This window comes from Algoriphagus sanaruensis (assembly GCF_001593605.1).
GTDB lineage: Bacteria > Bacteroidota > Bacteroidia > Cytophagales > Cyclobacteriaceae > Algoriphagus > Algoriphagus sanaruensis.
The window spans coordinates 3,770,966-3,790,335 of the sequence record NZ_CP012836.1 but is presented as its reverse complement, the minus strand read 5'-3'; the positions used below and the strand labels follow the sequence as shown (position 1 = coordinate 3,790,335).

19 protein-coding genes and 2 tRNA genes are annotated in these 19,370 nt (G+C 42.5%); 9 read left to right on the top strand and 12 right to left on the bottom strand.

All coding sequences use genetic code 11. From position 1 onward, the window contains the following. Nucleotides 1-15 precede the first annotated feature (15 nt). The gene (locus tag AO498_RS16535; protein ID WP_067550024.1) at nucleotides 16-378 is read left to right on the top strand and encodes a hypothetical protein; all 363 of its coding nucleotides are present in this window, start codon (nucleotides 16-18) and stop codon (nucleotides 376-378) included. Nucleotides 379-428: 50 nt separating this feature from the next. On the opposite strand, the gene AO498_RS16530 is transcribed toward AO498_RS16535, so the two are convergent. After that, entirely contained in the window at nucleotides 429-803 is a 375-nt protein-coding gene (locus tag AO498_RS16530) for a co-chaperone GroES (RefSeq protein ID WP_067550022.1), read from the bottom strand. A gap of 108 nt (nucleotides 804-911) precedes the next feature. Then, on the bottom strand, nucleotides 912-2,822 hold the full coding sequence (dnaK, locus tag AO498_RS16525; protein WP_067550609.1) for a molecular chaperone DnaK: 1,911 nt from the start codon (nucleotides 2,820-2,822) through the stop codon (nucleotides 912-914). A 361-nt stretch (nucleotides 2,823-3,183) separates the two neighbouring features. Here dnaK and AO498_RS16515 point away from each other — a divergent pair, with 361 nt between their 5' ends. Further along, on the top strand, nucleotides 3,184-3,990 hold the full coding sequence (locus AO498_RS16515) for an MOSC domain-containing protein (protein WP_236778616.1): 807 nt from the start codon (nucleotides 3,184-3,186) through the stop codon (nucleotides 3,988-3,990). Nucleotides 3,991-4,034: 44 nt separating this feature from the next. On the opposite strand, the gene hemE is transcribed toward AO498_RS16515, so the two are convergent. The 6 genes from hemE to truA all read right to left on the bottom strand — a co-directional run bounded on the left by hemE (nucleotide 4,035) and on the right by truA (nucleotide 9,426). Then, entirely contained in the window at nucleotides 4,035-5,057 is a 1,023-nt protein-coding gene (gene hemE, locus AO498_RS16510; protein ID WP_067550018.1) for a uroporphyrinogen decarboxylase, read from the bottom strand. A gap of 94 nt (nucleotides 5,058-5,151) precedes the next feature. Beyond that, the gene (locus AO498_RS16505) at nucleotides 5,152-5,694 is read right to left on the bottom strand and encodes a hypothetical protein (protein ID WP_067550605.1); all 543 of its coding nucleotides are present in this window, start codon (nucleotides 5,692-5,694) and stop codon (nucleotides 5,152-5,154) included. 73 nt (nucleotides 5,695-5,767) lie between these two features. Next, nucleotides 5,768-6,280 carry a hypothetical protein gene (locus AO498_RS16500; protein WP_067550016.1) on the bottom strand — a complete coding sequence of 171 codons (513 nt, stop codon included), beginning with the start codon at nucleotides 6,278-6,280 and terminating at the stop codon, nucleotides 5,768-5,770. A gap of 1 nt (nucleotide 6,281) precedes the next feature. Beyond that, the gene (locus AO498_RS16495) at nucleotides 6,282-6,863 is read right to left on the bottom strand and encodes a hypothetical protein (protein WP_067550014.1); all 582 of its coding nucleotides are present in this window, start codon (nucleotides 6,861-6,863) and stop codon (nucleotides 6,282-6,284) included. A gap of 24 nt (nucleotides 6,864-6,887) precedes the next feature. Further along, the gene (locus AO498_RS16490) at nucleotides 6,888-8,660 is read right to left on the bottom strand and encodes an ABC transporter ATP-binding protein (protein ID WP_067550013.1); all 1,773 of its coding nucleotides are present in this window, start codon (nucleotides 8,658-8,660) and stop codon (nucleotides 6,888-6,890) included. 7 nt (nucleotides 8,661-8,667) lie between these two features. Continuing rightward, the gene (truA, locus tag AO498_RS16485; RefSeq protein WP_067550011.1) at nucleotides 8,668-9,426 is read right to left on the bottom strand and encodes a tRNA pseudouridine(38-40) synthase TruA; all 759 of its coding nucleotides are present in this window, start codon (nucleotides 9,424-9,426) and stop codon (nucleotides 8,668-8,670) included. Between the two features lie 88 nt (nucleotides 9,427-9,514). On the opposite strand from truA, the gene AO498_RS16480 reads away from it, so the two are divergent. After that, nucleotides 9,515-9,991: a DUF4293 domain-containing protein gene (locus AO498_RS16480; protein WP_067550009.1), complete on the top strand. Its 477-nt coding sequence runs from the start codon at nucleotides 9,515-9,517 to the stop codon at nucleotides 9,989-9,991. Between the two features lie 74 nt (nucleotides 9,992-10,065). Continuing rightward, nucleotides 10,066-11,169, top strand: coding sequence for a trans-sulfuration enzyme family protein (locus AO498_RS16475; RefSeq protein WP_067550007.1), 1,104 nt, complete (start codon nucleotides 10,066-10,068; stop codon nucleotides 11,167-11,169). Nucleotides 11,170-11,299: 130 nt separating this feature from the next. On the opposite strand, the gene AO498_RS16470 is transcribed toward AO498_RS16475, so the two are convergent. Next, entirely contained in the window at nucleotides 11,300-13,255 is a 1,956-nt protein-coding gene (locus AO498_RS16470) for a M1 family metallopeptidase (RefSeq protein ID WP_067550005.1), read from the bottom strand. Between the two features lie 158 nt (nucleotides 13,256-13,413). Here AO498_RS16470 and AO498_RS16465 point away from each other — a divergent pair, with 158 nt between their 5' ends. From AO498_RS16465 to AO498_RS17395, 5 genes are all read left to right on the top strand, one after another. After that, nucleotides 13,414-15,240, top strand: coding sequence for a TonB-dependent receptor (locus tag AO498_RS16465; RefSeq protein WP_067550003.1), 1,827 nt, complete (start codon nucleotides 13,414-13,416; stop codon nucleotides 15,238-15,240). Nucleotides 15,241-15,364: 124 nt separating this feature from the next. After that, nucleotides 15,365-15,439 (top strand) — tRNA-Val (locus AO498_RS16460). Between the two features lie 26 nt (nucleotides 15,440-15,465). Further along, nucleotides 15,466-15,540, top strand: a tRNA-Val gene (locus tag AO498_RS16455). Nucleotides 15,541-15,654: 114 nt separating this feature from the next. Beyond that, complete coding sequence (locus AO498_RS16450; protein ID WP_335339809.1) at nucleotides 15,655-15,831, top strand: GIY-YIG nuclease family protein; 177 nt, start codon at nucleotides 15,655-15,657, stop codon at nucleotides 15,829-15,831. Nucleotides 15,832-15,834: 3 nt separating this feature from the next. Then, nucleotides 15,835-16,218 carry a GIY-YIG nuclease family protein gene (locus AO498_RS17395; RefSeq protein ID WP_335339808.1) on the top strand — a complete coding sequence of 128 codons (384 nt, stop codon included), beginning with the start codon at nucleotides 15,835-15,837 and terminating at the stop codon, nucleotides 16,216-16,218. Between the two features lie 235 nt (nucleotides 16,219-16,453). On the opposite strand, the gene AO498_RS16440 is transcribed toward AO498_RS17395, so the two are convergent. The 3 genes from AO498_RS16440 to AO498_RS16430 all read right to left on the bottom strand — a co-directional run bounded on the left by AO498_RS16440 (nucleotide 16,454) and on the right by AO498_RS16430 (nucleotide 19,277). Then, entirely contained in the window at nucleotides 16,454-17,716 is a 1,263-nt protein-coding gene (locus tag AO498_RS16440; protein WP_067550001.1) for a replication-associated recombination protein A, read from the bottom strand. 95 nt (nucleotides 17,717-17,811) lie between these two features. Beyond that, nucleotides 17,812-18,825 carry a threonine aldolase family protein gene (locus tag AO498_RS16435; RefSeq protein ID WP_067549999.1) on the bottom strand — a complete coding sequence of 338 codons (1,014 nt, stop codon included), beginning with the start codon at nucleotides 18,823-18,825 and terminating at the stop codon, nucleotides 17,812-17,814. Between the two features lie 5 nt (nucleotides 18,826-18,830). Continuing rightward, a complete protein-coding gene (locus tag AO498_RS16430) occupies nucleotides 18,831-19,277 on the bottom strand; it encodes a DUF2721 domain-containing protein (protein ID WP_067549997.1) in 447 nt (148 codons plus the stop codon). Between the last annotated feature and the right edge of the window lie 93 nt (nucleotides 19,278-19,370).

Here is a 19,370-nt window from a genome sequence, read left to right as displayed (position 1 = left end):
CCCAAATATACTTCCATGAAAAAGTGGACAATCCTAATCCCCCTGTTTTTCATTTTATCTTCAGGATATTCACAAAACTTCCTGACAGGCCCCAAAGCCAAAAATGCTCATTTAGCACCAAAATCTAAGCTTAAAGTTACCATTTGGCATGATTCAAGAACTTCACCCATCCAAGGTCCAATAGCTAAGAATACGGAAGTTTGGATGGAAGAATCAGCTCGAAAATTCAAGGTGGGCTTCAGAGACGAGGTGAATAATCCTCAGGGGCTGAAAGCAAAAAATAAAAATCCTTGGGATACTCCAGCTTCTAAGGTCTCAACGAAAGCTTCTTATCAGCTCCCAAAATCGATGCGTCCAAAAAAAGGATGGATTCATTGATTAGGAGAAAAGAATAAACCCCGACAAAAGAAATTGTCGGGGTTTATTCTTTAAAGATCTTGTTCTCGCTCAAGCATCAAAATCGCACCTTGAGAGACGATGTAATATTTTTCACCTTCATAGATCACTTCATGAGCTCCAGAGAGTAAGAATATAGCTAAATCACCTTCCTTGGCTTGAAGCGGTACATATTTCACTTTTTCATCATTTTCCATCCATGGCTCATGATCCTCGACAGGCATTGGAATCGGATATCCTGGTCCTGCTTTAATGATGTATCCTTGTTGGACTTTTTCTTTTTCTTGAACCCCTGGCGGCAGGTATAAACCTGAACCTGTTTTCTCGTTTGGTTTTTTGAGTCTTATAAGAACCCGATCACCCACCACGATTAATTTTTTTAGCTTATTATCTGCAGTCAATTGCATGAATTCAAAGGGTTAATTTTTGAATGGTTTAGCCTCGGTATGCTGAATCTATAAAAGAACAGCATCTGCTTTTCAACAGATGCTGTCCCATTTGAATTAGGCTAAAAATTACTTTTTATCCTCGCTCACTTCTTCAAAATCTACATCAGCCACACCGTCATTAGAAGAAGCTCCACTTTCTGGTCCAGCTTGACCTTGTGGTCCTGCTCCCTGAGTAGCATTATACATTTCAGTAGAAGCAGCCTCCCAAGCCTTGTTTAAGTTGGCCATAGCGGCATCAACTCCTTCAAGATTTTGAGAACCATGGGCTGACTTAAGAGCATCGAGTGCACTGTTAATATTAGCCTTGTTTCCATCAGAAAGCTTATCTCCAAATTCCTTCAATTGCTTTTCAGTTTGGAAAATCAAGCTATCTGCTTGGTTCAACTTTTCGATTCTTTCTTTTTCAGCCTTATCAGCGGCTGCATTTGCCTCTGCTTCTCGCTTCATTCGTTCGATATCATCTTGAGAAAGGCCAGAAGAAGCCTCGATTTTGATCTTCTGCTCTTTTCCAGTTCCCTTGTCCTTCGCAGATACATTCAGAATCCCGTTGGCGTCAATATCGAAGGTCACTTCGATTTGAGGAACACCTCGTGGAGCTGGTGGAATATCTGACAATTGGAACCGGCCAATGGAACGGTTGTCTTTTGCCAATGGTCGTTCTCCTTGAAGTACATGGATGTCTACCGCTGGCTGATTGTCTGCTGCCGTAGAGAATACCTCTGATTTTTTGGTAGGGATGGTGGTATTTGCTTCAATCAATTTGGTAAATACGCCACCCATGGTCTCAATACCTAATGAAAGTGGAGTTACGTCCAAAAGAAGAACATCTTTAACTTCACCCGTTAGAACTCCTCCTTGAATAGCTGCACCAATAGCCACAACCTCATCTGGGTTCACACCTTTAGAAGGTTTTTTGCCGAAGAATTTTTCAACTTCTTCCTGAATTTTTGGAATTCGGGTAGAGCCACCTACCAGGATTACTTCGTCAATGTCAGAAGTGCTTAAGCCAGCATCCTGAAGCGCTTTTTTGCAAGGCTCCATAGATCTTCGTACCAAGTTTTCAGAAAGTTGCTCAAACTTGGATCTGCTAAGAGATCTTACCAAGTGCTTAGGTCCGGTTTGAGTAGCTGTAATGTAAGGAAGGTTAATTTCAGTGGAAGCGGAGCTAGACAATTCGATTTTTGCCTTTTCTGCAGCCTCCTTCAATCGCTGAAGAGCCATCGGGTCTTTTCTAAGGTCGATTTGTTCTTCAGCTTGGAATTCAGCTGCCAACCAGTCAATAATGACTTGGTCAAAATCATCTCCACCTAGGTGTACATCACCATTGGTTGATTTAACCTCAAATACTCCGTCGCCCAATTCAAGGATTGAGATATCGAATGTACCACCACCAAGGTCATACACGGCGATCTTCATGTCCTGATTTTTCTTATCCATCCCGTAAGCCAAAGCCGCTGCTGTTGGTTCGTTGATGATTCGTTTTACCTCAAGTCCAGCAATTTGACCAGCTTCTTTGGTGGCCTGACGTTCCGCATCATTGAAATATGCAGGAACAGTGATAACCGCTTCAGTAACTGTTTGACCTAAGAAATCTTCTGCTGTACTCTTCATTTTCTGGAGAATCATGGCAGAAAGCTCCTGAGGGGTGTAAGAACGGTCTCCGATTTTAACGACAACGGTGTCATTTGAGCCTTGTTCTACTTTGTAAGAGGCGTGTTTTTTCTCCTCAGATACTTCGGAAAATTTCTTTCCCATGAATCTTTTTACTGAAGAAATGGTGTTGGCAGGGTTGGTAATCGCCTGACGCTTTGCAGGGTCACCTACTTTTCGCTCTCCATTTCCATTGTCAAGAAAAGCCACAATGGATGGTGTAGTTCTTCTTCCTTCGCTGTTTTGGATGACTACAGGTTCATTACCTTCCATTACTGCAACGCAGGAGTTGGTAGTACCCAAGTCAATGCCGATAATTTTTCCCATGATTATATAAGTTTTATGTGTTTCTAAATCGTTACTATCCCCCTTGTTCAAGCCGTGTGCCATGCGCTGAATTCCTGTTTTTGGTGTCAGTTTGTCAGGAAAAGTCATCATTACAGCTTATTGCCAATTCCGAATTGTCACGATTTGGTCCGGCTTCTCAGCACGATTTGTCAGTTTGGAATCCTTGCCATTTAAGGTAATGTGTCAGCAAATTCCATTTGAAAAGACCTTGATCCAATGCGGAAATTCCACTTTGATAAATCATCAAAAAGCGAATTTGATAGGAAGTCAGTTTGATCGTTTCTAGTTTGGTTTTTTTAAATCCAATCCACGAGAATCTTCTTTTCCTTACTTTTAATGCATGAATTTTAACTTGACACTCCAAGATATTTTAATCTACCCCATCAAATCTTTGGGAGGGATTCGGGTACAAGAAGCACTTGTACAAGAAAAAGGCTTTCAATATGATCGAAGGTGGATGCTTGTCGACTCACAAAAGAGATTCGTCTCTCAAAGGGAATTCCCCAAGTTGGCACTTCTGCAAGTAGGGATTCAGGATGATGGGTTAGTAGTATTTTCTAAAGTGAAAACCGAATACCAGATTTCAATTCCTTTCGTTTTGGCGGATGGTCCTAAAGTGGAGGTTTCTATTTGGGATGATCAAGTGGAGGCCCAAGTGGTGAGTGAAGAAATTGGAGCTTGGTTTTCAGAGTTCATAGGATTTGATGTGGAACTAGTCGTGATGCCTGAAACCTCCCAGCGCAAGGTGGATCCCCGCTATGCGGTCAACGCTGAATCGGTGAGTTTTGCAGATGGAATGCCTTATTTAATTATTGGGCAATCTTCATTGGATGATCTTAATTCTAGACTAGAAGTCCCAGTTCCAATGGATCGTTTTCGCCCGAATTTGGTTTTCGTTGGTGGTCAGGCATTCCTTGAGGACGAATTGAAAAAAATTCGAATTGGGGCGATTGAATTTCAAATCGTAAAACCTTGTGCCCGATGTGTGCTCACCACGGTCGATCAAACTACAGGGATATCAGGTAAGGAACCTTTGAAAACACTAGCTAGCTATCGGACTATTAAAAACAAAGTGATGTTTGGTCAAAATGTGGTCGCCTTGCAATCTGGTACCATCCGAATAGGAGATTCGATTTTGCCCATATAATTGAAAAAGCCTTCCAAATTTAAATTTGGAAGGCTTTTTTAAGGTTAGAATTCTTTCACGGTTTGGATAAATACCTTCACCATTTCGGGATCAATATCCGGATATAGTCCATGTCCCAAGTTAGCTATATGACGACTTCCTTGAAATTCGGCCATCATATCCAAAGTGGCTTTTCGGACTTGCTCTTCATTACCATAAAGGGCAGCAGGGTCTAAATTCCCCTGAAGGGTTTTAGTATCGCCAATTAACTTTCTTGATTCCGAAATCCCCATATTCCAGTCCAATCCAATCGTTTCGCAATTGAGTTTTCCCATCGCTTCTCGCGCAAAAAAGGCACCCTTTGCAAAAACGGTTACAGGCACTTCTGTGATCGCGTCGCAGATTTGGGAGATGTATCGAAGCGAAAATTCTTCATATTGCTTGGGACCAAGTATTCCAGCCCAGCTATCAAAAATCTGCACCAGATCTGCTCCAGCTCGGATTTGAGCTTTTAGGTAATTGATCGTTGAGTCTGTAATGAATTGAAGAAGCTTGTGAGAAAAGACCGAGTCTCGATAGAGTTTTTCTCGTGACTTGGAAAATGTTTTACTGCCACTTCCTTCCACCATGTACGCGAAAATAGTCCAAGGCGCCCCAGCAAAGCCAATAAGAGGAACTCTACCTTGGAGATTTTTTTTGGTGATTTGAATGGCATCAATGACATATTTTAAATCATTGTCTCCATCAGCTACTCGAAGCTTTTTTAGGTCAGATTCAGACCGAACAGTCTCTGGAAACCAAGGGCCACGTTTTTCGACCATTTCATAGGGAAGCCCCATGGCTTCTGGAATTACCAAAATGTCTGAAAAAATAATCGCAGCATCCACGCCAAGAATATCTACGGGTTGGATGGTGACCTCTGCAGCTAGTTCAGGAGTTTGGGCTAGTTCGATAAATCCACTGACAGAATCACGTACTGCTCGATATTCGGGAAGAATTCTTCCAGCCTGACGCATCAGCCATACTGGGGTTCGTTCTGTTTTTTCACCTCTTGCCGCTCTCAGCAGCAGATCATTTTGAAGTTGCATGGCGCAAAGATACATCCCCAATTTTATTTGGAAACGGATTCTGTGAAACATAAAAAAAGAAGTCTCTTTTGGGAGACTTCTTTTGCGTCAAGACTTAGTTTTTTCTGGTAGGAGTGACCTTCGTAAAATCTTCTTCCTGAATTCCAAGCATCTTGGTTACTGCTTCATAATTTGTCCAATCGATCCGGTTTCCGGCATAATCTCCGGGAACGACCACGATTCTAAATCGCTGATCTTGTGTCCAATCAGAACCAAGCGTGGTATAATCCAATGGGCCATCTAAAAACAGACGGAAATCATCCTTGGTGAAATCGTAGTTGTACATCAACACTCCTTCTTGAAAGAAAACGGTTTGTGGGAGTGCTCTCCAGACTGGATTTTGGCCGTTGGTTTCCCAGCGGATAAACGCTAAAACCACATCGCTTTCTACAATTGGAGGTGTGAAATTGAAAATAGCCTCATAATTATCAGCTTCAGTGAAATCAACGGTTACTTCAAAAACTTCGCTGAGAATGTTAATCCCAGGCTGACCTTGTTGGCCTTGAGGTCCCTGAGGCCCCATCGGGCCTTCTGGTCCTGTACAGGCTTGGAACGCCGCCAATCCTGCCATCACGAAAAGAGTTGCTAATTTTTTCATATTGTTAGTGGGTTTAGTTTCTCTTTTCACGGCAGGTATCGTGCCAAGGTTGATTAAAATTCCCTTAAGAAACTTATTCCACTGGTGCAATTACCTCTACTTCAGATTCCGATGTGATTTTGTCGATGAATATTCCTTTGAGAGTCAGGTTTTTACTTTTTGCAAATTCTCGGATTTCTTCTTTGACTTTTTCAGGGCCTGGCATGACCCATTTATTCGCGATGAGTTTTGCTGAGATGTATTGATTTTCCGGAAAGGCTTTGGTTTCCAATTCTCCAGTAGCAAATGGTAAATCTAAGCCAACAAAAACCTCCATCGTATCCAGCTTTCCTGCTGGTTCTAAGTAATATATCGTATGGATTTTGGTACCAGGATTTAGACTTTGCAATTGTTCTATTTCTCGAAAAGTCTCACCTAATTTTGGATCTTGAGGAGTACCTCGGTATGTTTTCCCAATCAAAGTAGACGGAGCATCTGAAACAACACTAAGAAGAATAGGGGTATTCCCTCCAAGTTTGATAAAGAAAAAATATCCGACAGAGCCCAGAATTAGCAGGATAAAAACTGCTATGCCTAATTTTTTCATCTTAAAATAGATATCTAACACCGATCCCGCCTTGTCCTCTAAAATTAAATCGGTCGATTAATTCTAGAAAAACGCCAATTTCTGCAAAAACACTAATTGGAAATTCTTCAAAATAATATTCCGCCCCACCAAAAGCTTCAGGCCCAAAGTCAATGTTACTTCGCTCCTCGATTTGAAGGATTTGTTGATTTGGATTTGCTTGGAGGTAGGAATAGGTCACATTGGTCGTTCTCAATTGGGCTCCGACTCCTGCATATCCTAGCAAGTAGCCCTCGGTGATTTCAAACATGTCCGTGATGTCTTCATGGAGAGCCATGCGCCCATTGAGAGACACTCCCCGACGCACTGAATAGCTTTGATAGATTGAGGCGGAGGAAGGTGGATTATTCTCAAAGGATCGTTGGTAATAGTTAGGTCCATTTACCCCTCCGCTACCGACCATAATTTCGAAAGAAAGGTAATCATCCAAGAAATCTTTGTAGGTCAAAGAAAACGGTTCCCCCAATCGGATTCCGGCACCTCGTTCTTGAGCAATACTCAATAATGGAAGTGCCATGAGTAGAATAATCAATCTAAGTTTCATCGGAAAGTTGGTTTAGAAAAGCAATTAGATTGCCATGGTTTTAAGCTGCATTTGGTGAAGCTGGGTATAATATCCGCCTTTTTCCAAGAGGCTGTCATGAGTTCCCGTTTCCACAATCTCGCCTTTGTGAAGGACAATAATTTGATCTGCTTTTTGGATGGTCGAAAGTCGGTGAGCGATCACAATGGAAGTTCTTCCCTTCATCATTTTTTCAATGGACTCCTGAATCAGCTCCTCAGTTTCAGTATCCACAGAGGAAGTAGCTTCATCCAAAATCAAAATTTCCGGATTGTAAACCATGGCTCGCACAAATGAAATCAATTGTCTTTGACCCACTGAAAGCGTAGATCCCCGCTCCATTACATTGTAATCTAGCCCGCCAGGCAGACGCTCAATAAACTTTCTTGCCCCAACAAGTTCGGCTGCCTCCATCACTTGTTCTCGAGTAATGTTAGGGTTTCCAAGCGTGATATTGTAATAAATACTATTAGAGAAAAGGAAAACATCTTGCAGCACGACACCAATATGTTTTCTCAAGATTCCAAGTTCAAATTCCCGGATATCTGTTCCATCGATTAAAATTTGCCCTTTGTTGATTTCATAGAATCTTGAAATCAAATTGATGATGGAAGATTTTCCTGCTCCCGTAGCTCCAACGAGTGCAATGGTTTGTCCTTTTTGTACTTCGAAATTGATGTTTTTCAACACGTATTCTTCCTCAGTATAGGCAAACCAGACATTTTCCAATCGAATGTTTCCGTGAATTTTTTCAGGCTTAAAGCTCCCTTCATTGGCAATGTGCTCGGAAGAAGCCAAAAGCTTAAAAATCCTTGAAGAACTTACGACACCCATTTGAAGGGTGTTGAACCGGTCAGCAATCATCCGAATAGGACGGAAAAACAGCTGCAGATACATGATAAAAGAAATCAAAATACCGATTTGAAGCTCCATACCCAAGACTCCTACTGCTCCGTACCAGACAACCAAGCCAATTCCAATGGCTTGAATAATCTCTGCAACTGGAAAGTAAACGGAATAGTATAATACTGATCGGATATGCGCCGTGCGGTGTTCTCGATTGATTTCTTTGAATTTTTCAAACTCTCTTTTTTCCCGATTGAAAATCTGCACGATGTTCATTCCAGTGATATGCTCCTGAAGAAAGGAATTGAGGTTGGAGACTGCATTTCGAACATCGTTGAAGGTCACCTTGATTTTTTCTTTAAACACATATGTGGAAATAATCATCAGTGGAAGTGTGCTTAAGCTGACTAGTGTGAGCTTCCAATCAATGTAAAACATCACACCTAGGATGGTGATTATCTGGAGTAAGTCTCCAATGATGGCGGCCAATCCTTCACTAAATACATCTGCGAGAGTTTCGATATCGGAAATGTTTCGCGTGACCAATCGTCCGATCGGGGTATTGTCAAAAAATTTCAGTCGGAGTTTGAGAAGGTGTTTGTAAAGCTTGACCCGGATATCTTTGATAATGACTTGTCCGATCCAACCTGAATAATAGGTGTGTGCCCACTGAACGACTGCCTGCAGGATCATCAACCCAATCAGCAAATAGACAATATTGATCAATCCTGACATGTCGCCCAAGGCCACATGCTCATCGATAGCAATTTGGATGAAATAGGGCCGCATGGGAGCCAATACAGCCAAAGCGATGGTTAAAAAAACCAATGAATAAAACTGAAACCGATAAGGTTGGACGAATCCATACAGCTGCCTGAGGACTTTGAAATCAATGATTTCGCCTGCGGATTCTTTTTCTTTTTCTAAGCTCAAGGTAGTTTCAGTCTAGGTAAATTTCAGTTGGGTAAATAATCTGGCTCAAAAATAAGCCTTTTGCAGGAGCAGCTTTTCCGGCTTTGTTTCGATCTCGAGACTCGATCAATGCTTCGAAGTCTTCTAGGTTACGTTGTCCATAACCTATCTCCATCAAAGTTCCAACTATCGCCCGTACCATGCCACGCAAAAACCGATTAGCGGTTATATGAAATAACAATTGGTCATCTTTTTGTTCCCAATAGGCTTTTAAAATCTTACATCTAAAATGATTGACTTCTGTGTGAACCTTGCTAAAGCATTCAAAATCTTCATGTATGAGAAGTAGTTGGGCAGCTTGATTCATTTTTTCGACATCAGGGTGATTAAAAATTTGCCAAGCCAGCTCGTCTAAAAATGGATTTTTGCGAAAAGTAATTCGGTAAACGTACGATCGGCTGACTGCATCAAATCGTGAATGGGCATCGGGCTTTACTCTTCGATAGGAATGAATGGCAATTTCTTTTGGCAGGATGGCATTGATTCCTTTTAGGAAATTTTCAGGGAGTGAGCCATTCGGATAATCGAAGTGACAAACCTGCATCGAAGCATGGACCCCTGTGTCCGTTCTGCCGCTGCCCATGATCTGGATTGGAGTACGCAGATAAGTGCTTAGGGCGTTCTCAATGCATTCCTGTACGGTGAAGGCGTTGTTTTGAATTTGCCATCCATGAAATGGCGAGCCTTTATAACTTAATTCCAGAAAATAGCGTTGCTGATCCGACATACAGGGGGCAAAGATACAATTCCTATTGAATCCAAATTGACTTGGTATTGATGGTTAATGGGCTTTACTTTGCGAAAAATTAATTACGATGATTCAGCGAATACAAACGATCTTTTTGTTTCTGGTGGTAGTGGCTATGGGCGTTACAATTGGAACCGAACTTTGGACCCAAACTGGAATTTCGAATGGGGATTCTTGGCATTTGTCGGCATTTGCGCTGACCAATTTGGATGCGCAAAGCGAAGTGATCGAATCTACTTCTAAATGGTACTTGGCTGCCCTTGCTTCTTTTGCAGGTCTTCTGGCATTGATTTCGATTTTTCAGTACAAGAATAGAGCCCGTCAAATGATGCTTAATATGATCAACTCCTTAGTGATGGTGTCTTTGGTAGCTACTACATTTCTGACCACTAATGGGATCAATTCTGAAATTCAAGCACAAAGCGGAGGTTCATATGGAATTGGTTTTTGGGCGATTTTAGTAGCTATGGTTATGAATATGCTCGCCAATCGATTTATCAAAAAAGATGAGGCGCTCGTCCGATCTGTAGACCGAATTCGATAAAAAAAATTAAGGCCTGAGTAAAATCAGGCCTTTTTCTTTTCTCCTTTTTTATATTTCCAAAAATCTTGATTCTTATGAAATTCGAAACTTTAGCCATCCATAAGGGTAACCTTATCACAGATAAAAATAAACCAGTTGTTCAACCGATTACCCTGAGTACCACCTTTGAGCATGGGAATGAGGCAGGCGCTTTGTATACCCGAGCCTCAAATCCCAATCGATCGGCATTAGAGGAGGTTATTGCTGCTTTGGAAAAAGGCAAAGAAGCAGCTGCTTTTTCCTCAGGGAATGCGGCAGGAACGGCGGTTTATCAGGCACTTGAACCTGGATCTCATATTATTGCACCAGACGACATGTACCATGGATTACATAATTCCATGACGATGCTTTTTAAGGGAATTCATGAGGTGACTTTTGTAGATATGAGTAATCTAGAGGCTGTAAAAGCTGCCATCAAGCCTAATACGAGATTGTTTTGGGTAGAATCCCCGTCAAACCCACTTTTGAAAATAACAGATATCCGTGCTATTTCTGCCTTGGCAAAAGCTCAAAAGGCTTTGCTTGCATGCGATAATACCTTTGCCACTCCCGTTTTTCAGAACCCACTTCTTCTAGGAGCTGACATTGTGATGCACAGTAGCACCAAATATTTTGGAGGTCATTCCGATATTCTAGGAGGAGCTTTGGTTACGAAAGAGACGGATGACTTTTGGGCAAAAATCCGAACTGTTCAGCGTGTGGGAGGAGCAGTTCCTTCACCGGCTGATTGTTATTGGCTAACTCGAAGTATTCGTACTCTTGCCTATCGTATGAAGGGGCATGCTGAGCATGCCATGATTTTGGCTGAGTTTCTTTCGAATCATCCCAAAGTTGAGGAGGTGTTCTATCCAGGTCTTAAATCCCATCGGGGTCATGAAATAGCTGCAGGTCAAATGAGCGGATTTGGTGGAATTGTCTCATTTACCGTCAAAGGTGGGGCAGCTGAAGCCGATGATGTAGTTTCCAAATTGCATTTGTTTGCCAATGCCACGAGTTTGGGAGGAGTGGAAAGCCTAATCGAGCGCCGTGCAGCAGTTGAAGGTCCCGATACGCTAACTCCACCTAATTTGCTTCGAGTTTCTGTTGGTCTTGAACATACCGATGATTTGCTGGAGGATTTAGATCAAGCCTTAAGTTGAGAGATTAAGCGAATTCGAGATCTAAAAATAAGGCTAAGGTTTTTTGAGATTCAATTGCTCAACTTTTGAATACTGAACTTTAAATTTTGAAGATAAAAAAGGTCCTGAGTTTTTCTCAGGACCTTTTTTCTTACTTATAGACCTCGATTGGCCAAGAGTCATTACCAAGATTAATGTCTGTGGTGACTTTGTCCGGGTCGATCACTACACCTGTTACTTTCTTGGAGGTCTTGTGAAGGTAGCTCCAAGAATCTCCTCGTTGCCAAATCTCGACAGGAAGTTTAACCCGCTCAGTACTTTTGTCATCATAGGTAAATTCTAAAAGCACAGGCATAGGGAAATCGCCCTTGTTGACCAAGTTCACTAGATAATTGCCGCCATAAGGTTGCACCGAAGCGATCCCGAGGTCAATATTGCCATTTCCATAAAACCAACCTTTCCAAAACCAAGAAAGGTTTTCACCGGCTACATTTTCCATATGGTTAAAGAAATCTGAAGGCTGAGGATGCTTAAAAGCCCAAGTTTTGATATAAGATCGAAATGCATTGTCAAATCGTTCCTGGCCTAGGATGTATTCTCTCAACATAACCAGACCAATGGCAGGCTTCATGTAGGCAACCATTCCCAAATTTCGGGTATCGGTTACATCTGGATAATTGTCAATGCCCTCTCTGTTTTCACTTGTGAAATAGCCATTGAAGCGGCGGGTTTGATTTAGCGTAGAAGGATATTCACCGTTATTGAAAGCATTTGAGCTGTAGTGGTTAATAAATGTATTGAAGCCCTCATCCATCCAGGCATAACGACGCTCATTGGTTCCCACAATCATCGGGAACCAATTGTGTCCAAATTCATGGTCTGTCACTCCCCAAAGACCTTCTCCTTTAGAATTGTAATGGCAGAAATTCAATCCAGGGTATTCCATTCCATTAATTTCTGCAGCCACATTCGTAGCGGTTTCATAAGGGAATTCATACCATTGCTTGCTGTAATATTCAATAGAAGCTTTGCTGTATTCGGTTGATCTTGTCCATGCGCCCTGTCCATTACTTTCCATTGGATAGACGGATTGTGCCAAAGCTGTTTTACCACTTGGAAGGTTGATTTTAGCAGCATCCCAAATAAAGGAATCAGAAGTAGCAAAAGCAGCATCTCTCGCATTTTGAATTCTGAAATGCCAAGTGATCATTCCGTCTTGTTTAGGACGAGTAAGAGAAGTGTTTTTGATTTCTTCTGGTGAAACCAAATAAACTGTCTCATCGCTTTGGGCAGCTTTCGCATATCTGCTTTGAAGTTCTTTCGAAAGGACCTCAGTAGGATTCATCAACTTTCCTGAACCGACCACGATATGGTTGTATGGTACGGTGACTTTGTAATCAAAGGTCCCATACTCTAAGTAAAATTCTCCGGCGCCCAAGTAAGGCTCGACATTCCAGCCCTCTGTTTCATCAAAAACAGCCACCTTAGGATACCACTGGGCAAAAGCATAAATCCATCCGTCTTTCACTTTTAATCGACCCATGCGGTCCATTCCTTTTTGAGGAACTTTAAATGAAAAATCCATAGAAACGGTTGCCTTTCCACCTTTTGCAGGGATAGGTTCAGCGAACCAAACCTGCATTCGGGTATCATCGATCAAATGCTTGGAAGAACTTGCTCCCTTGGGTCCTACTTTGGAGGAAACATTTGAAATGTCATAACCTCCATCTGTATCTCCATTGTATCGATTCCCTTGAACCGGGGTGGTTAGGGTTCCCCTTGAAGTAGGGGTAAATCGATTTTGTTCTAGTTGAAGCCAGATGAAATCAAGCTTTTCAGGGCTGTTATTGGTGTAGGTAATGGTTACCTTTCCAGAAAGGGTGTGATTTGATTCATCCAAAGTCACATCAATCTGATAATCTGCAGCATTTTGCCAATAAGCTTCACCAGGTTTACCTGAGGCAGTTCGGTAACTGTTTCCGCTCCGATCCATAAATTCGGAGAAGTCTTTTTGATTATTATCCTTCCCTTGCTGAGAAAAAGCAGGGGTAGAATAAATCAGAAGAAAAAGGGATAAAATCCCTCCGAGAAGGTTTAGTTTTTTCATAACGTTTTCATTTCGCCATCCAAAATAGGGAGAAATGGACTTTTTGCGAATAGTTTTTGGTCGGATAGGTTGTATTTAACGGGTTTTTAGTTTTTTGTTAATCTTGGATAAGGGAGGAAAAGGGATATACCTTTGATGGGTTATTTCTTTTAATCTCAATGAAAAAGGCACTGATTAGTTTGCTTGGCATCTTTTGGGCTGGGGCATCTTTTTCCCAAACTGATACTACCTCCCAACAGCTCACGGAAATCATTATTCAAGAAAATCGAATTCAAATTCCCTTTTCCAAACAAAGCCGGAATATAGCAGTCGTGGATCGGCCCCAGTTGGAAACTACCCCTGCTCGAAGTTTGCAAGAAGTTTTGAGTTTTGTTCCTGGGGTGGATGTTAGGCAGCGAGGGGTGACAGGCGTACAGGCTGACATTAGCATTCGAGGGGGAAGTTTTGAGCAAACCTTGATGTTGCTGAATGGAATCAAGCTCAGTGATCCACAAACAGGCCATCATATGATGAATATTCCAGTTCCTCTGGTGAATATTGATCGAGTGGAGGTTTTAAAAGGACCTGGTTCAAGGATTTTTGGGCAAAACGCCTACTCAGGTGCAATCAATGTCATTACCCAGCTTTCGGATATCAGGAGCCTTCGCTTACAGGGATATGCCGGGGATTTTGGGATGAAAGGGATCAATTTTGCGGGCTCACTACCTATAGGAAATTACCGCCAAAACCTCTCCGTATCCTATGATGATTCCAATGGTCATTGGTATAATTCAGATTACAAGGTCAGCAATATTTTTTATGAAGGTGGAATCAAGCTCAATTCCAATCATGAGCTCCGAGGGATGATTGCCTATACAGATCGCACATTTGGGGCGAATGGATTTTATACCTCAGCATTTCCTGATCAGTGGGAGAGTATTCAGACCAGTTTGGGTTCTATTTCCCATACCTTTTCCAAAAATCAATTTTATCTCAACACAAGGGCCTATTGGAGAAGAAATGGGGACGAATTTAGGCTTCGTCGCAATGAACCTTCCTTTTTTCAAAATGTTCACACCACTGATGTTCTTGCCTTGGAAGCCAATGGGAGCTATAAAAGTAAGTTTGGAACTACTGGGTTTGGCCTTGAAACTCGAAAGGAGAAAATTGAATCCTCAAATCTAGGGAATCATGATCGAACCTTGGCCGGTGTGTACTTGGAGCAATTGGTGCCTGTAGCTGACAAAGTGGATATCAGGGCAGGAGTTTACTCTAACTATTATTCCGAATATGGGTGGAAGCATTTTCCGGGATTGGAAGTGGGATTTCAGGCCACAAAAGCGATAAGATTTTATTCTGGAATTGGTTCGAGTTTTCGAATTCCAACCTACACAGACCTGTATTACGTAGGACCAACGAATATTGGAAATGCTAATCTTAAACCAGAGCAGGCCCGATCAGTCGAATTGGGAGGGAAATGGGAAAAGGGGCCCGTTCGAGCAGAATTGGTCTATTTTAATCGATACTCCGAGAATTTGATTGAATGGACGCGAGTAAATTCCAGTCAGCCTTGGCAACCTCAAAACTTCAATGAAGTGGTGTTTAATGGCGTTGAAGCTAGTTTTTATTATCGAGTTAGCCCAAATGGTAAAGCAATCCAAGCCAAAGAGGTAATGGTTTCTTACAACTATATCGATGCAAATTTCAGCGCCCGCTCTGGACTTGAATCAAGGTATGCGTTGACAGCATTGAAACATCAAATGATTGCTGGAATTTTGTTGGGGTTAGGTCAGAAATTAGAGTTAAATACCAAGGCTCGCTATGTAGAGCGAATGGCTCTGGAACCATATTTTGTAATGGATATGCGTGCCGACTATAATCGAACCAAAAAGTTGGGGTTCTTCGCCGAGGCTTCCAATATTACAAATACCGACTATATCGAAGCAGGTACAGTGCAGATGCCCGGGCGATGGTTTCGTGCTGGATTTATGGTGAATTTGGAGTAGATGCTACTTTTTTCGGTTCATTTTCAATGAATTGAAAATTTGGATAGAAAAAAAGTGATTCGTCCTCTTGCATCCAAATTGATTCAGATTACCTTTGCATTCCCTTTCGAAAGGAAAGGAATTTGGAAGTTTAGCTCAGCTGGTTCAGAGCATCTGCCTTACAAGCAGAGGGTCGGGGGTTCGAATCCCTCAACTTCCACATTTATTTTACCAAATAGTCCTTCAGGAAGTTTAGCTCAGCTGGTTCAGAGCATCTGCCTTACAAGCAGAGGGTCGGGGGTTCGAATCCCTCAACTTCCACATCAAGCCTCAGAAAAATCTGGGGCTTTTTTATTTTTACTTATGTCCTGTTATTTCTACATACTTTTTTCTAGGTCGAAAGACAGATTCTACATTTGTCATACCTGCGAATGATTGACCGAACGCCTCCGAAAACATAATTCTAATCATAAAGGCTTTACAGGTGGATTAGCAGATTGGGAAGTGGTTTATTATGAAAAGCACATCAATAAAACTTCTGCCTATCAACGGGAAAGAGTTGTGAAATCATGGAAATCCCGAAAAAAGATTGAAGAATTGATATCGAATTGAAGTTTGCTCAGCTGGTTTAGCGCATCCCGTCCCGATAATTATCGGGAAATCGGGAGGTTCGGGGGTTCTCCCGAAAGGATTCGGGATCAACTTCCACATCAAGCCTCAGAAAAATCTGGGGCTTATTTATTTTTACTTTTGTCGTGTTATTTCCACATACTTTTTTCTAGGTCGAAAGACAGATTCTACATTGGTCATACATGCGAAGGATTGACCGAACGCCTCCGAAAACATAATTCTAATCATAAAGGCTTTACAGGTGGATTAGCAGATTGGGAAGTGGTTTATTATGAAGAGCACATCAATAAAACTTCTGCCTATCAACGGGAAAGAGTTGTGAAATCATGGGAGTCCCGAAAAAAGATTGAAGAATTGATATCGAATTGAAGTTTGCTCAGCTGGTTTAGCGCATCCCGTCCCGATAATTATCGGGAAATCGGGAGGTTCGGGGGTTCTCCCGAAAGGATTCGGGATCAACTTCCACATCAAGCCTCTGAAAAATCTGAGGCTTTTTTATTTTCCGCAGATTGATACAGAAAAGGAAACAGATTTCCGCAGATTTTTATCCTACTACAATTTGTGTTTTCAATCTTCGGTCTTCCGTCTTTGGTCTTACAGCTTTTCAATACCCATACTTCCCTTTCCATTTTCCTGACAAATACTTCCTCAACTCATTCTCTCGGGCATTTTCCCCAGGTTCGTAGAGTTTGGTGCCTTTGATTTCATCGGGCAAAAACTCTTGCTCGACAAAGTTGCCCGGAAAGTCATGGGAATATTTATAGGCTTTTCCGTAGTTCAAATCCTTCATCAGCTTGGTTGGTGCATTTCGGAGGTGAAGCGGTACAGATAGGTTCCCCGTTTCTTTGACCAAAGCTTGGGCCTGGTTGATGGCTAGGTAGGAAGCATTGCTTTTGGGCGAACTCGCCAAATAGGTCACACATTGAGAAAGGATAATCCGAGACTCAGGATAGCCAATGATTTTTACCGCCTCAAAGCAGTTGGTGGCTAAAAGTAAGGCGTTCGGATTGGCATTACCGATATCTTCCGAAGCCAAAATTACCAGCCTTCGGGCAATAAACTTCACATCTTCACCACCCTCGATCATTCTTGCCAGCCAATACACGGCAGCATTGGGGTCGGAGCCACGGATAGATTTAATGAATGCTGAAATGATATCGTAATGCTGTTCGCCAGATTTGTCGTATAGCGCGACTTTCTGCTGGGCGATCTGCATCACCCGCTCATCTGTGATTAGGCAGGGATTTTCGTTTATCCCGTCGATGACGATTTCCAGTAGGTTGAGGAGTTTTCGTCCGTCTCCACCAGAAATCCGAAGCAATGCATCGGTTTCTTGAAGCTGAACTTCAATTTTTTTCAGGTCCAGATCTTTCTCTAAAGCCTGCTTCATCATCGCCTCCATTTCGGCTCGTCCCAATGGATTTAGTGTAAATACCTGGCAGCGGGAAAGTAGTGCCGAGTTGACTTCGAAAGAGGGATTTTCAGTGGTAGCCCCAATGAGCCGGATGATTCCTTTTTCCACCGCTCCCAAAAGCGCATCCTGTTGGGATTTGTTGAAGCGGTGAATTTCGTCAATAAATAAGACTGTGCCCCGCTGAAACTTGGCCTTATCAATGACTTCTCGGATGTCTTTGACTCCTGAACTGATTGCACTCAAGGTGTAAAAAGGTACCTTGATTTCATTGGCAATGATGTTGGCAATGGTTGTCTTTCCAACGCCAGGAGGTCCCCAAAGAATGAGCGAAGGCACATTTCCCGACTTGATGGCCTTATACAAAAAGGAAGAAGGTGCAGACAAATGCTCCTGTCCGATAAGATCTTCCAATCGGGTAGGGCGCATGCGTTCGGCTAAGGGAGTGGGGTTCATTTTTTCAGTATCAAGACAATAGAAATTAGAAGCTAGACTCAAGCATGGAGAAAATATAAGATAAATCTAATGTCTAGTGTCTAGAATCTTGTGTCTTAAATTTTCCCAATTCTTCTCCCAAACTCTTCCAAGTGCTCGTCTCCAAAATCCAAGTGAGTCACGAATCGAACCAAGTCTTTTCCAAATTTGACCGACTTAATATCTTGCTCGGCAAGTTTTTTCATGAATTCTTCAGGAGTGGTGCCTTCCAATCGTGCAATGACGATGTTGGTGGATACTGGGAAAATCTCCGATACCACAGGCAGTTTGCTGAGCATTTCACCTAAGGTACGCGCTCTTGAATGATCCTCCTTAAGCCTTTCCACGTGATGATCCAAGGCATAAATTCCAGCAGCAGCCAAGAATCCTGCCTGTCGCATGCCTCCTCCGAATACTTTTCGGACTTTTCTGGCTCGCTTGATATCCACTTTTGATCCGAGAAGAACTGACCCAATAGGACAACCCAAACCTTTACTCAGGCAGATCGAGATCGTATCAAAATGTGCCCCCCAATCGGCAGGACTTTCTCCCGTTTCCACCAAAGCGTTGAAAAGGCGGGCCCCATCGAGGTGAAGCTTGATGCCTTTTTCCTTACAAAGCGAATGAATCGGCTTGATTTCTTCCAAGGTATAAATACTTCCTCCACCTTTGTTCATCGTGTTTTCCAAAGAAACCAAGGTCGTCTCAGGCGCATGCACATCATCAGGATTGATGGATTCGGCGACCTGAGCTGCGGTGATTTTTCCTAAATCTCCAGTCAACAACTTGACCGAAGCAAGCGAATTGGCCATGATGCCTCCGCCTTCATACAGGTAAATGTGGGAATACTGATGACAGATCACCTCTCGTTGAGGTCCGGTATGAAGCCGAATCGCAATCTGATTGGTCATGGTTCCTGATGGGCAGAAAAGTGCCGCTTCCATGCCAAATAGGTTCGCGATTTTCTCCTCCAGGGCATTGACAGTTGGGTCCTCTCCAAATACGTCATCGCCCACTGGGGCTGAAAACATGGCCTCTTTCATCCCCGGAGTAGGCCGGGTCACGGTATCACTTCTTAAATCAATCAGCATGGTGGTTACTTGTCGTCTTTTTTGAAGAAAAGGTCTAGGCTGCTTTTCCGCTTTTCGAAGATGTCTTCCATATCTGAAAGTTCTAGGTTGAGTGCCTTGGTAGAAATCTGAATTTCAACCAGCGAAATTCCAAGCGAAATCAGCAAGGAAAGCATACTGATCACAAACACCCAATTAGCAGCGGAAGTATAGCCTTGGAATAGCAAATACATACAAATTACGCAGAGTAAAAAGCTGAAAACTCCAAAAAGCTGCATGTTTTTGATAAGTGTCAGCCTGCGCCGAAGGTTGTGAATCTGCTCCACGATGATTTCCTGATCGGGATCCTTCAGGTAATTTTTATGCAGGCCACGGATCAGAGTAGCAATCGCCAAAAATCGGTTGGTGAATGCCAGCATCAACAAGGTGATGGCTGAAAAAAGCAGGGCAGGAGTGGAGAGTTGGAGTTCCATAGATAGGATAAGTACTTTTAGCAAAGGTAAGTTTAGCAAAAGGCATAAAAAAAGCCTGCTCTTCAAAGAGCAGGCTTTGCATTCTTGATTAAA